The following is a 14305-nucleotide window of genomic DNA, read 5'->3' as shown; positions in this document are numbered from 1 at the left end:
GACAGATTTCTGATATAAACTGGTTACAACTCGCTGTTAGCGGGATTTTTCGGCTGTGCATCGTTTGGGTCACAGGTAGAAATACAATTGCTTGGATAACTCTTTTTTTCAGTTTGTGCTGCCTGTATAGGTGTTATTTCACCAATTTTGCTTTTCTTTGCGGAAAATTTCAGTCACGTGAATTTAATTATAGAACAAGGAAACACCTCTTCAAAAGTTGCGGTATACAACAAGAAGCACATGGAAGCCTCTTTTGTATATAAGAAATTCGATGTTGATGAATTGGAGTCTCTCTTTGGGAAATACGATTTTAAACATGGAATATTGTCGACTGTGATAGGCAAAAATGAAGTGCTGAATGATTACCTGCGTGGTAAGCTCCGGCGCTTTATCTTTTTGGATGAAACTGTAAAGTTGCCTATAACGGTTCAATATGAAACGCCCGAAACTTTGGGAAAAGACCGGTTGGCTGCGGCTGTCGGTGCCAATTACCTGGAACCGGGAAAAGACCTGCTTGTCATTGATGCTGGCACAGCAATTACTTACGAATTGATTGAGGCCTCGGGTGCTTATCTGGGAGGGAATATCTCTCCGGGAATGACTACCCGTTTCAAGGCTTTGAACTTTTATACAAAAAAACTACCTTTGGTGACGGAACAGGAGGAAGTCCCTTTATTGGGTACCAATACCGAGAGTGCTATCCAGGCAGGAGTAGTGAATGGGATAGTCTACGAGATGGACGGGTATATCGAGAAGTTACGGATAAAATATCCTAACCTTTTGGTTTTTTTAACAGGCGGTCATTCGTTTTATTTTGAAAGCCGACTAAAAAACTCCATCTTTGCAGACATTAATTTAGTGTTGACAGGATTAAACAGAATCTTAGAGTATAATGTTGAAGATTAATAAGCTACTAATAGCAAGCATTCTTATATTGACACAGTTGTCGCTAGCGGCACAAAATAATACTAACTCGCCCTATACCCGTTTTGGGTATGGTGAATTAGCGGATCGTTCATTCGGAGCCGGACGGGCAATGGGTGGCGTTGGTTTCGGATTAAGATCGTCGAAACAGATCAACCCGATGAACCCGGCATCGTACAGTTGTATGGATTCATTGACATTTTTGTTTGATTTTGGTGCTTCAGGTCAGCTTTCATGGTTTGATGACGGAGTCAATAAACAGCACAATATTAATGGGAATGTGGAGTATATTGCAATGCAGTTCCCGATACATAAACGTATTGCGATGAGTGTGGGTATTTTACCTTACTCATATGTCGGATATAGTTTTGGTGCCCGGAGAACATCTGAAGGTGGATTTAATTATGTGGAAACATTTAATGGTTCCGGCGGATTAAACGATTTGTATGCAGGTTTGTCTATAGATATATGGAAGAAGCGTCTTTCTGTCGGAGCGAATGTCGGATATCTTTTTGGAAACATCAAGCATGAGCAGAGTTCTATTGTAGGACAGGGTTCAGAACGGAACACGATTCGTAATCAGAATCTGGAAGTACGGGATATAAAACTGGACTTTGGTGTTCAGTATACCCACCCGATCAGTAAAACAGAAAATGTTACATTCGGGTTGGCCTTTTCTCCCAAAAACCGTTTGAATGCGACTTATATTAATATGACTTATGCGGCAACCAGTTCCGGTTCTGCCGAGATCGTAGCTTCGGATACGACAAAGAGTAAAGCATTTGATATACCGAACTCGATTGGTTTTGGTGCATCATATGTGAAAAATAATAAGATGACATTAGCTGCGGATGTACTGTATGAAACATGGGATAAAGCGTATTATGATGATTCAAAAGATAGTTTTAAGAACCGTGTTCGGGTTGCAGCCGGAGGCGAGTTTATTCCAAATTATCAGAATCGTAATTTTTTCGGTCGGGTAAGATACCGCGCAGGTGCCCATTATAGCAATTCCTATCTGATGATAAATAATACACATGATGCAGCATATAAAGGTAATGGCTATAATGAATATGGTGTGAGTGTCGGTTTTGGATTACCGTTGGTTGATAACCGTTCGTTGGTAAATGTGTCTTTTGAATACACGAAGATTAACCCAAGTGGTAAAAACATGATTGATGAACAGTATTTCCGTTTTACTGTTAATTACACATTCAATGAAATGTGGTTCTGGAAGAAAAAGGTAGATTAATTTAAATTGCTAACTTAAATTAAAACAGATATGAAAATAAAGGTATTATTAATTGCGGCTGCATGCTCTATGGGAGCACTAGGCGCGTATGCACAGAAAGGAGTAGATAATGGAACACAATTTGGATCTGGTGAGGACAGTATCCGTTGTATAACCAATATCAGCTTGTTCGTTCCTTATGCTAAGGCAGGGAATTTTAAGGATGCATATGATTTTTGGAAAATTGTTTACGATGAATGTCCTGCTGCAACAAAGGATATTTATCTGCATGGTGTAAAGATCATGGCATGGAAGATTGCCAATGAAAAAGATCCGGCAAAGAAAGCTGCTTTGATCGATGATCTGATGGGAGTATATGACAAACGTGTGAAATATTTCGGTGATGACAAACGTTATGGTAAAGACTGGATCGTTTCCCGTAAGGCACAGGATTATATCCAGCAAATGGGAGATAAAGCCGATTATAATAAATTGTATAATTGGTTGGGTGAAATCATCAACGAATATGGAGACAATACGGAAGCATTAGGTGTTTCTTTGTATATGTTTGCTTCTTACCAGAAGATGGCTGATGATCCTAATCACAAAGGACAATATGTTGAAGATTATCTGAAAGCATCTAAAATCCTGGATACTCAGTTGCAGGCTGCACAGGCTGCTAACAATGAAAAAGAAGTTAACAACCTGACAACATTCAAAACCAGTGTGAACGGTGCGTTTGCAAACAGTGGTGCTGCCGATTGCGAAACATTGCAGAACCTGTATGCTCCGAAAGTTGAAGAAAGCAAGAGTGATCTGGCTGCTTTAAAAGAAATCGTTTCTCTGTTGAGACGTGTTCGTTGCCAGGAAATCGATGCATTCTTTGCAGCAGCAGCCTATGCTTATGAACTTGAGCCGAGTGCAGATGCCGCTATCGGTATCGCTAAACGTGCTGTAAAGAATAAAGAATATGACACAGCTGTCAAATATTTTGAAGAAGCTGCCAATATGGAAACAGACCCTTCTTCAAAAGCTGAAGATTATTATATGATCGCAGTGATTAATCTGGATCAGAAAAATTATTCAAAAGCAAGGGAATATGCAAAGAAAGCAGCAGCTACAAATACTAGCTATGGTCAGCCGTACATCCTGATTGGCCAGATGTATGCTGCTACAGTTAAGAATGTATTTCCGAATGACGGTGTTTTGGCAAGAGCTGCCTACAATGTGGCAATCGACCAGTGGGAAAAAGCAAAACAGGTTGATGAAAGCTGTGTAGAGGAAGCTAATAAATTGATCGGTACTTATCGTGCTCATTTACCTTCTACAGAGGAAATTTTCATGCATCCGGATCTGGAAAAGGGTAAATCGTTTACTGTAGGTGGTTGGATCGGTGAGACAACAAGAATCAGATAATTATGACGGAAACGCGTTTTCTTTGTAAAACGAACAAATATGGCATAACAACTACTTTCGCGGTAGTTGTTATGCTTCTTTTATTTATGGCTTCCTGTGGCAAGGAGAATAAAGAAGTGGTGGAAGTAACCTTCGATCCGGAAAATACCTATACGCTGAGAACGACCGATGTCTCCAGTCTTATCTCTGATTCCGGTATCACCCGTTACCGGATGAACGCGAAAGAGTGGTTGGTGTTCGGAAAAGCCAAGGAGCCTTACAGCTATTTTCCCCAGGGTGTTTACGTGGAGAAATTTGATTCCTTGTTTAATGTAGAAGCAAGTGTAAAAGCAGATACTGCTTATTATTGGGATAAGAAAGGGCTGTATAAGCTGATTGGTCATGTGAGTATATTAAGCCAGGAAGGTAAAAAGTTGGATACTTCAATACTGTATTTCGACCAGAAAGAAGACCAAATTTACACAGATGAATACTTTGAGCTGGAAGAAGGGGATAAGATTATCACCGGCATCGGATTTAAGTCGAACCAGAACATGACGAAATATAAGATATTTAATTCGCAGGGAACATTTCCTGTCAGCGATACAGCACGTGATACTTCGCGTGTGAATACTGCAACCGGCGATTCTGTGGCTGTGAATATAGCAAAGCCGGATTCAATAAAATAGAACTGATGTGAATGCATTAACGTACATATTGATTTCATTAGCCTTTTCCGCTTTTTTTTCCGGCATGGAGATCGCATTTATTTCTTCTAATAAGTTGCGGCATGAACTGGATAAAAAGAATAAGAATATGGCCGGTAAGATATTGGATATTTTTTACCGGAATCCAAACCAGTTTATATCAACGATGCTGGTGGGTAATAATATCGCACTGGTTGTCTATGGTTTACAGATGGCAATTGTTCTGGAACCGTTTATCGCCCGTTTCGTTGATAATGAGGCTCTGATTGTTCTTATTCAGTCTATTATCTCGACACTCCTGATATTGTTTACAGGCGAGTTTATCCCGAAGACGATTTTCAAATTGAATCCAAACTTTTCTTTGAATTTGTTTTCGGTTCCTTTGTTGATCATATACATTATATTATATCCTATCTCGAAGTTTTCGGCACTGATTTCTTATCTGATACTGAAATTGGTGGGTGTAAAGAATATTACTCAATCGAGCAGGCGTACTTTAGGTAAAGTGGATCTTGACTTCTTTATTCAGCAAAGTATCGAAGATGCTCCTCTGAACTCAGATATGGATACGGAAGTGAAAATATTTCAGAATGCGCTTGATTTTTCCAATGTCCGTTTGCGCGATTGTATTGTTCCCCGTACGGAGATTGTCGCCTGTGACAAGACTGTCAGTATGGAAGAACTTCGTTCTAAGTTTATTGAAACGGGGTTGTCAAAGATATTGATCTATAACGAAAATATAGATGATATTATCGGATATATCCATTCATCGGAATTATTTAAAAATCCGGAAGACTGGACACAGAGTATAAAGACTGTTTCCATTGTCCCGGAAACGATGGCGGCCAATAAGTTGATGAAGGTGCTGATGCAGGACAAAAAGAGTCTGGCTGTGGTTGTGGATGAATTTGGCGGTACAGCGGGGATTGTGACGCTGGAGGATCTGGTAGAGGAGATCTTTGGAGAGATAGAGGATGAGCATGATATGAAATCATACGTAGCTCGGAAAGTTTCGGACGATGAATACCTGATATCCGGTCGTATGGAGATCGATACTCTCAATGAAAAGTTCAATCTTGAGCTCCCGGAATCAGACGATTACGTAACGATTGCCGGATATATCCTGCATTTCTACCAAAAATTTCCTAAATTGAATGAATCAATCGTAATTGATAAATATACTTTTAAAATCATAAAAGTAACGGCAACGAAAATAGAACTTGTGCGAATGAAAGTAGGCAATTGATGAAAAAAAGTGGAATAAAAGATGTAACAAATCCTTTTTTTCGTATCTTCGTGCCCTTAAACTGTAAAATATAAACTTTAAAAATAAATAACGATAAATGGCTACGCTGGAAAAAATCAGAAGCAAAGCAGGACTGCTCGTACTCGTTGTGGGTTTGGCATTGTTCGCTTTTATCATTGGAGACTTTTTGAACTCCGGTTCTACTTATTTCAGACAAACTCAGGAGAGAGTTGCTAAGGTTGACGGGGAAGTAATTAAAATTCAGGATTATCAGGGACGTATTGATGAAATGACTGAGATGTACAAGATGCAATCCGGTCAGACCAATCTGCCCGAAGAATACATGAATCAGATCCGTCAGTCGGTATTCGATGCTATGGTACAGGAAATTGTACTTGACGAAGCAACTGATAAATTAGGTATGACTGTAAGTCCGGAAGAATTGTTTGATATGGTTCAGGGTGAGAACATTTCACCGATGATCCAGCAGATGCAGATGTTTGTTAATCCGCAGACCGGACAGTTTGACAAAACAGCTCTGTTGAATTTCCTGAAAACAATTGACGATGACAATATCGCAAGCTACCCTGCAGATCAGCAGGCTCAGTTGCTCCAGGCTCGTAATTTCTGGTTGTTCTGGGAAAAGAACATTAAACGTCAGCGTCTGGAACAAAAATATACAACATTGTTAAGTAAGGCTGTTGCAGCAAACGTGCTGGATGCAAAAGAAGCATTCAATGACGCAGCTGAAAACTCTGACATTGTTTATGCTATGCAGTCGTATGCAAGTATTCCTGACTCGACAATCGAAGTAAGCAAGAGTGAAATCGAAAAGCTGTACAACCAGCGTAAGGAACTTTACAAACAAAAAGAAGGTAAAGTGATCAAGTATATCGCTGTTGACATTCGTCCCAGCCAGGAGGATTATGACAAGGCAAGTGCTGATATCGAATCTTTGAAAGAAGAATTCACGACTTCTGAAAAGGTGGCTGATATTGTAAATGAAAATTCAGAAGTTCCTTACATGGATGCTTTCTTTACAGAAAATGCCTTTGATCCGGAAATGAAACAATTCGCAACGACTTCGGAAGTGGGTGCTGTATATGGTCCGGTATTCGATAACGATAAGTACAGAATGTTCAAGTTGGTAGACAAGAAAATGGGGCCTGACTCTGTTAAGGTAAGCCATATTATGTTGGCAAATGGGGACGAAGCCCGTACGACCGCTTTGGCTGACAGCTTGATGAATGTACTGAAGAACGGTGGGGACTTTGCTGCATTGGCAAAAGAATTCTCTGCAGACCAGGCTGCTGAAAATGGCGGAGAACTGGGATGGTTCACTGAAATTACTGCACTGAGAGGTGTAAATGAAGACTTTAAGAATGCTGTTTTCTCTACTCCGGTAAACGAAATTGCAAAAGTGAAATCTTTGTATGGAACTCACCTGGTGAAAGTAACAGAAAAGACAGCTAATGTGAATAAGTATAAAGTAGCGGATATTGACATGACAGTATCTCCGAGCTCTAAAACTTATAGCAATATCTATAACGAGTTGAACCAGTTCATTTCACAGAACAATGATTTGGCTAAGTTGGATGAAGCTGCTAAAGAAGCCGGATATAATCTGATTGCAGGTGTAAATGTTACTGCTGATAACCAGACGTTGGGTAGCATTAAAAATTCTCGTCCGGTAATCCGTTGGGCATTCCAGAATGATAAGGGTAAAATCTCTGAAATCTTTGAATGTGACGATAAGTTTGTAATTGCAGGCGTCGAAGGTACTATAAAAGAAGGTTACCGCTCGGTTGCCTCTTTAACTCCTGCTTTGAAAGCTGAAATCGCTGCTCAGAAGAAAGGTGAGAAGATCGCTGCTGATCTGAAGGCTAAAAATCTGACATCTGTTGAAGCTTATGCTGATGCAATGGGTTCAAAAGTTGATTCAGTGAAGTTTATCAACTTCGGAACACGTCGTATCTCCGGTATCGGTGTAGAGCCGAAACTGAATGCAATGGTTTCTCTTGCTGAGGTTGGTCAGGTAAGTGCTCCGGTTGCCGGTAACAATGGCGTATATGTATTTAAAGTATACGACAGAAACAAGGATGCAAAAGAATACAACGAAGCAGAAGAAATTAAAACGTTGGATGCATCGAACGCATACCGCTTCGGATTCCAGGCTATCCAGTCACTGGTTAACAAAGCAGATGTAGAAGACAACCGTATACGTTTCTTCTAAACAAATAAAGCTCAAAAGGTATTACATAATCCTTTTTAAGGAAAGCTGCCGGACTTATTCAGAAAAGTCCGGCAGCTTTTTTTATCTTTGTGCCGGATTAATCGTTATATAACAATATACAATGCAAGAAAAGAGACAATTGTTAGGCATGACGCTGGACGAACTGAAGGAAGTGGCGGCACAGGTCGGTTTACCGGGATACGCAGCAAAACAGATGGCCGATTGGCTGTATAAGAAGAAAGTTACCTCTATTGCGGAAATGACTAATATTGCTGTTGCCAAACGTACTCTTTTGGAAGAGTCTTTTGAGGTAGGGGCACTCCCTCCGGTTGATTGTATGAAATCGGTCGATGGAACGATTAAATATTTATTTGCTGCAGGGAACGGCAATTTTGTGGAGGCTGTTTATATCCCGACCGACGACAGGGCTACATTATGTGTGTCTTCGCAGGTCGGATGCAAGATGAACTGCCTGTTTTGTATGACGGGTAAACAAGGTTTTACTGCCAATCTTACGGCAAATCAAATATTAAACCAAATCCAGTCTGTTCCGGAATCAGAATCATTGACAAATCTGGTCTTTATGGGAATGGGGGAGCCTTTGGATAATGTGGATGAGTTGTTTAAGGTCCTTGAAATCCTTACTTCTACCTATGGATATGGGTGGAGTCCCAAGCGGATAACAGTTTCCACTATCGGGGTGGCAAAAGGTTTGAAGCGTTTTCTGGAAGAAAGCGACTGCCATCTGGCGGTCAGTCTGCATTCTCCTTTTCATGAAGAACGTTTGTCTTTAATGCCTGTAGAAAAAGCTTATCCGGCACAGGGCGTCATTGATCTCATCAGGCAGTATGATTTCTCCCATCAACGCCGTGTTTCTTTTGAATATATAGTTTTTAAAAATTTAAATGATAGCCTGAAACATGCTAAAGCCCTGATTTGTTTATTAAATGATGTAGATTGCAGGGTTAACCTGATTCGTTTTCATGCTATCCCCAACGTCCCGTTGGAAAGTTCGGATTTGGCGAAGATGGAAGTCTTTCGTGATACATTGAACAATGCAGGGATTGTTTGTACAATCCGTGCTTCGAGAGGAGAGGATATATTTGCCGCCTGCGGAATGCTGTCGACAGCAAAAAAACAACAAAACGGATAGAAGACAAGTCATTTGATAGAAAAGAATTATATTTGTGTTATAAAAACGAATGGGTATGAAAAAGATTTCTTTACAGATTAGCTTACTCATGTTTCTGGTATTGCTGGGAGCATGTAGCTCAGGACCGGTTGGAAAACGGGCCACAGGCCTTGCTTATGAGGTTGTAGTTGTAATGAAAAAAGCTGATTGGGATGGCCCTTCGGGAAAGGCTATTAAACAAGAGCTGACATCTGATGTCCCTGGTCTTCCTCAATCTGAACCTGCATTGAAGATTACTTATGTAGATCCTTCACAATTCGACGGATTATTGACTTATGTCCGCAATATACTGATTGTAAATATTGATCCGTCTATTTACACGAAGGCTTCGATAAGCTATGAAAACGACCGTTGGGCTAAAGGGCAGGTAGTTGTGACACTGAATGCTCCTTCTCCTGAAGCTATTATTGAATATTCACAGGCTCATCCGAAAGCGCTGGTTGATTTCTTTGTGAAAGTTGAAATGAACCGGGCGATTGGCCAGTTGGAGAAAGATTACAGTACAGTTGTCATGGATAACCTGAAAAATAATCATGACCTGATGCTGAATGCTCCGTCTAATATGACCTATTATCGTGATACGACAGATTTCTTCTGGGCATCCAATAATGCCAATACTGGTCGTACAGATTTGATTGTATATACTTTCCCTTATACCGATCCGAATACCTTCACGGCAGAATATCTGGTAGCAAAGCGCGACTCGGTGTTGAAGGAAAATCTGCCGGGAGCTTTCCCTGAATCGTATATGACGACTGAGTCCCGTTTTGGGGTTGATTATACGCCGATCACTGTTAATGGCAAATATTGCGGTGTGCTACGCGGTTTGTGGAAGATGGTCGGTGATATGATGGGCGGACCGTTTGTCAGTCATGTCCGTCTGGATGAAAAGAATAACCGGGTCGTTGTAGCCGAAGGCTTTGTTTTTGCTCCTGAAACAGATAAACGTAATTTTATCCGCCGTATCGAAGCAGCTTTATATACACTTCGCTTACCGGGTGAATTTGAAAAATCGGTGGAAGAAAAGCTCGACATACCGGAAAGTAAGAAATAAACAAACATAATACATGGAAGAACGATTGATTAAGGTGGGCATTACCCACGGAGATATAAATGGCATCGGATATGAGGTGATACTGAAAACATTCTCGGATGCCAGAGTTGCCGAACTTTGTACTCCGGTTATATACGGATCATCAAAAATCGCAGCTTATCACCGGAAAGCGTTGGAATTGCCTCCTGTGAATATGAACATCATTTCCCAGGCAGAAGATGCCGGTATTAACCGGGTGAATATCATCAACTGTGTGGACGATGAAACAAAAGTAGAATTATCGCAGTCGACATCGATAGCCGGAGAAGCTGCATTTTTAGCTTTGGAAGCTGCTGTTACAGACTTGAAACGGGGTGCTGTTGATGTATTGCTGACAGCACCGATCAATAAGCACAATATCCAGAATGACGAGTTCCATTTTCCGGGACATACCGAATACCTGGAAGAACGTTTTGGCGGAGTGGGCCGGAAAGCATTGATGATTTTGATGAAAGATGGTCTGCGTGTTGCTTTGGTGACCGGACATATCCCATTGGCAGAAGTTCCTTCCAGAATAACCGTAGAGGATATCGTGTCGAAATTGCGCATATTCAATCAGTCGCTCAAACAGGATTTCGGGATTGTAAAACCACGTATTGCCGTGCTTTCATTGAATCCTCATGCAGGTGATGATGGCTTATTGGGAAAAGAAGAGGAAACGATCATTATTCCGGCCATGGAAGAGGCGGAAAAAAGAGGTGTCATGTCTTTTGGACCTTATGCGGCAGACGGATTTTTCGGCTCTCAGATGTACGACAAATTTGATGGCGTATTAGCGATGTACCATGATCAGGGCTTGGCGCCGTTTAAAACGCTGGCCATGGATGACGGGGTTAACTATACGGCCGGTCTGTCGATTGTCCGTACTTCGCCGGCTCACGGAACAGCTTACGATATAGCCGGACAGAATGTGGCTTCCGAAGAGTCGTTCCGCCAGGCCTTATATACTGCGCTGGATATTTACCGGAACAGGTTGAATTATCGGGAAGCTACTGCGAACCCTCTCCGCAAGCAATATTTTGATAAGGGAGGCGATAATGAAAAGCTGGATCTTACCAAAGATGACGATGCAGAGGTTTGTCCTCAGTAAATAATAAAAAACAGATCCCCTGGAAACATGCTTTTTCAGGGGATATTTGTTATAAAGACTAACGGTCCATATCTGTTGTATTTTATAATAATATGGTCTGTATTGCGCTTTTTGACTTCAAACTTTTTTTGATAGGAAAAGTTTGCGTAAGTTTGTGGTTCAAAATTGCAACATGAATTATGTTTAAAGATAAAACGATCGTATATACCTCCGGAACATTCGATATGTTTCATTATAATCATCTCCGGATGATCAATTATGCCCGTAGCCTGGCTGATATCCTGATTGTAGGAGTGAGCACGGACGAACTGGTTTCTTCTTATAAAGCGAATCCTATTATCCCGTTCAATGAACGCCTTCAAATTATTGAAGCGTTGAAAACTCCGGATATTGTAATACCGCAGCATACACTGGATCATACGGAGATCGTAAAGAAGCTGAATATCGATGCTTTTGTTGTGGGGGATGACTGGTTTGGTAAATATGATTATTTAAAAGATTTAGGCGTACAGGTTTTTTATTTCCCTTATGGAACCGGGGTTTCTTCCTCTAATCTGAAGAAAACGATTCATGATTCTTACGAAGAAAATCTGAAATATCAACGACATGCTAAACCTGCCACTGTAAAGGGGAAAGGGGAGGAATAAAGATTACTCATGGAAAAGTGTGCTTTAATTACCGGTGGTACAAAGGGTATAGGTAAAGCGGTGGCTCTCTGTTTGGGGAAAGCCGGGTATAACCTTGTGCTTACTTATGCTTCCGATCCCGGGATGGCCGAACAAACCCGCGAAGGTTTGCAACAGCAATTCGGAATCAATGTGTCTGTGCTAGAGGCTGATATTACAAAAAAAGAGTCCATTGATAAAATAGATGCTTATTTGCAGGAGAAGAATTTGCTTTTAGATGCACTGATCTTTAATGCGGGATTGACTTGCCGCGATTCGTTCGAGGATTTGTCACTTACTGATTGGGAACGTGTATTCTTTGCTAATGTTCATTTTCCGGTATTCTTATTGCAACGTATTGTCGGACGGATAAATAAAGGTGGTAGTGTGGTCTTTACCGGTTCCCTGATGGGGATCCAGCCACATTCGGTATCTCTGGCTTACGGAGTGACAAAGAGTGCTGTACATGCCTTAGTGAAGAATATGGTTAAATTCCTGGTTCCTTATGAATTGCGTGTGAACGCAGTTGCTCCCGGGTTTGTCGATACCGAATGGCAGAAGACTAAACCGGCAGAAATACGGCGGAATATAGAAAATAAAGTTTCTTTAGGCCGTTTCTGTGATCCGGAAGAGTTGGCCGAAGTGTATAAGATGTTAATAGAAAATAGTTATTTTAATGGCGAAGTGGTCGTTGTAGACGGCGGATATTCGTATAAATAATAGATCATGAGTAATTTGGATAAAGAATACGAAGCATCACTAAAATCAATAGAAACAGAAAATGTTGTCGACCGGGCGTTTTACCGTCCGATAGGTTTTCGTATCGCTCGTATGTTGCGCGGCACGGGGATTACCCCGAATATGGTAACGGTCATTTCTATATTTGTGGGAGCTGCTGTCGGCTTCATGTTTTATCATGATAATCTGGTTTATACTATTTGTGGTATTTTATTGTTGGTTTTTGCCAATATACTGGATTGCGTAGACGGACAGCTGGCTCGTCTGACAGGTATCAAGTCCGCTATCGGGCGTATATTGGACGGATTTGCCGGTGATATCTGGTTTGCCTCTATCTATGTCGGTTTTGCCCTTCGTCTGTCTCATGAGTATGGTACTTATTGGTTTTTTGCTTTGGCCGTTGTGTCCGGTTTATCCCATCTAGTGCAGGCTAATATAACCGATTATTATAAAACATTACATCTCTATTTTATCAGTAAGGACAAAGGAGCTGAGTTCCAGTCGCTGGAACAGGTCATTGCCCGTCATAAGGAGATGAAGCTGGGTATCAATAAAACTTTTTATTTCCTTTATAGGGGATACACATTACTTCAGGTGAAAGCCACTCCTGCCTTGCAGCGTATGTTGCAGAGCCTCCATGCCAAATACGGAGATGATATTCCGGAAAATGTGCGTATTGCTTTTCGTAAACAAAGTCGTGAGTTAATGCGTTATATTGATCTCCTGACATTTAACGGACGTACGATCGTTATGTTTATAGTTGTATTGGTCGGCGAAGTATGGGTTTATTTCCTGTATGAGATAATCGTATTGAATATCGTGCTGTTATTGTCGATGCGCAAGCACGAAAAAATGTGCGCATCGTTTATTGAATAAATAAAAAGTATGAAAAAGAGCGTAGTAGACATTAATGATTTGCAGGAAGCTGCCCCGTTCTTCAAAAGCCGTATAGGCACCTTCCTTGGCAAATTATTGATTAAGTGGTTGAGTGTTGACAAAGTAAACAAAGTGCATGCCAATAACTGCCATCTGCGTGGCTCAGCGTTTACTACAGCATTACTGAGCGATCCCCTGATCGATATCAAGTATAATCTGCATCATGCGGAAATACTGGATAACTTGCCCGAAGGGGCATTTATAACCATATCCAATCATCCGATCGGTTCGATCGACGGCATTATATTGATTGACATTATGGCCGCTCGTCGTCCGGACTTTAAAGTGATGGTGAACGAAATTCTGGTGAAGATCGGTGCCATGAAGGATAATTTTGTTTCGGTGTTGCCCGATTCAACCGGTAATGGTCCGAATCCGGCCAACATAAACGGGGTGCGTTATTCTTTGCAGCGACTGAAAGAAGGGCATCCGATGGGATTCTTTCCGGCTGGGGCGATTTCCTTTTATAATAAGGATGATAAAGAGATCCATGACTTGCCCTGGACACATAGCGTGATTCGCCTGATCCGGAAGGCAAATGTGCCGGTATATCCAGTTTACTTTGATTTTCTTAATTCCCGCTTCTTTTACTGGTTGGGAAGTATCAGTTGGAAAATACGTACTTTGCGCATTCCTGCCGAAGCCTTCAACAAACGCGGTAAAACGGTCGATGTGTATGTGGGGAAACCTATCTCTCCGGAAGAAATGAAGAATTTTGCAGATGATACGGCACTGGCTGAATTTTTATTCAATCGCACTTATGCTGCAAAAAAATGAGAAACCGCTGATAGAATCTACTCCTGATAGCTGGAATTTGAATTAAGATTTGTAATTTTGGCAGACAAACTGAAATAA

Annotated in this window: 13 protein-coding genes; all 13 read left to right on the top strand. The window is 41.1% G+C overall.

Features of this window, described 5'->3' with window-relative positions:
• Positions 1-177: 177 nt before the first annotated feature.
• Positions 178-906, top strand: a complete 729-nt coding sequence (locus K6V26_RS14585) for a type III pantothenate kinase (protein ID WP_232434128.1) — start codon at positions 178-180, stop codon at positions 904-906.
• Positions 893-2176: a hypothetical protein gene (locus tag K6V26_RS14580; RefSeq protein WP_224265688.1), complete on the top strand. Its 1284-nt coding sequence runs from the start codon at positions 893-895 to the stop codon at positions 2174-2176. Before K6V26_RS14585 ends, K6V26_RS14580 begins: the two co-directional genes overlap by 14 nt.
• Positions 2177-2206: 30 nt before the next feature.
• Positions 2207-3571, top strand: coding sequence for a tetratricopeptide repeat protein (locus K6V26_RS14575; RefSeq protein WP_010802438.1), 1365 nt, complete (start codon positions 2207-2209; stop codon positions 3569-3571).
• A gap of 2 nt (positions 3572-3573) precedes the next feature.
• Positions 3574-4239, top strand: a complete 666-nt coding sequence (gene lptC / locus K6V26_RS14570) for an LPS export ABC transporter periplasmic protein LptC (protein ID WP_007658920.1) — start codon at positions 3574-3576, stop codon at positions 4237-4239.
• Between the two features lie 7 nt (positions 4240-4246).
• Positions 4247-5503, top strand: coding sequence for a hemolysin family protein (locus K6V26_RS14565; protein WP_173015292.1), 1257 nt, complete (start codon positions 4247-4249; stop codon positions 5501-5503).
• 97 nt (positions 5504-5600) lie between these two features.
• Positions 5601-7736, top strand: coding sequence for a peptidylprolyl isomerase (locus K6V26_RS14560; protein WP_224265687.1), 2136 nt, complete (start codon positions 5601-5603; stop codon positions 7734-7736).
• Positions 7737-7857: 121 nt separating this feature from the next.
• Positions 7858-8889 carry a 23S rRNA (adenine(2503)-C(2))-methyltransferase RlmN gene (gene rlmN, locus K6V26_RS14555; protein ID WP_046144999.1) on the top strand — a complete coding sequence of 344 codons (1032 nt, stop codon included), beginning with the start codon at positions 7858-7860 and terminating at the stop codon, positions 8887-8889.
• A gap of 55 nt (positions 8890-8944) precedes the next feature.
• Complete coding sequence (locus tag K6V26_RS14550; RefSeq protein ID WP_007658916.1) at positions 8945-9982, top strand: DUF4837 family protein; 1038 nt, start codon at positions 8945-8947, stop codon at positions 9980-9982.
• 13 nt (positions 9983-9995) lie between these two features.
• Complete coding sequence (gene pdxA, locus K6V26_RS14545) at positions 9996-11111, top strand: 4-hydroxythreonine-4-phosphate dehydrogenase PdxA (RefSeq protein WP_010802442.1); 1116 nt, start codon at positions 9996-9998, stop codon at positions 11109-11111.
• 179 nt (positions 11112-11290) lie between these two features.
• A complete protein-coding gene (locus K6V26_RS14540) occupies positions 11291-11758 on the top strand; it encodes an adenylyltransferase/cytidyltransferase family protein (RefSeq protein WP_007658908.1) in 468 nt (155 codons plus the stop codon).
• A gap of 9 nt (positions 11759-11767) precedes the next feature.
• The gene (locus tag K6V26_RS14535) at positions 11768-12496 is read left to right on the top strand and encodes an SDR family NAD(P)-dependent oxidoreductase (RefSeq protein ID WP_007658907.1); all 729 of its coding nucleotides are present in this window, start codon (positions 11768-11770) and stop codon (positions 12494-12496) included.
• A 6-nt stretch (positions 12497-12502) separates the two neighbouring features.
• Positions 12503-13390, top strand: coding sequence for a CDP-alcohol phosphatidyltransferase family protein (locus K6V26_RS14530; RefSeq protein WP_010802444.1), 888 nt, complete (start codon positions 12503-12505; stop codon positions 13388-13390).
• 9 nt (positions 13391-13399) lie between these two features.
• Positions 13400-14227, top strand: coding sequence for a lysophospholipid acyltransferase family protein (locus tag K6V26_RS14525; protein WP_007658898.1), 828 nt, complete (start codon positions 13400-13402; stop codon positions 14225-14227).
• Positions 14228-14305: the final 78 nt, after the last annotated feature.

Origin of the sequence: Parabacteroides goldsteinii (assembly GCF_020091425.1) — a bacterium.
Taxonomy (GTDB): domain Bacteria; phylum Bacteroidota; class Bacteroidia; order Bacteroidales; family Tannerellaceae; genus Parabacteroides; species Parabacteroides goldsteinii.
Note: the sequence above shows the minus strand (reverse complement) of the source record. Positions and strands in the feature narration are given on the sequence as shown.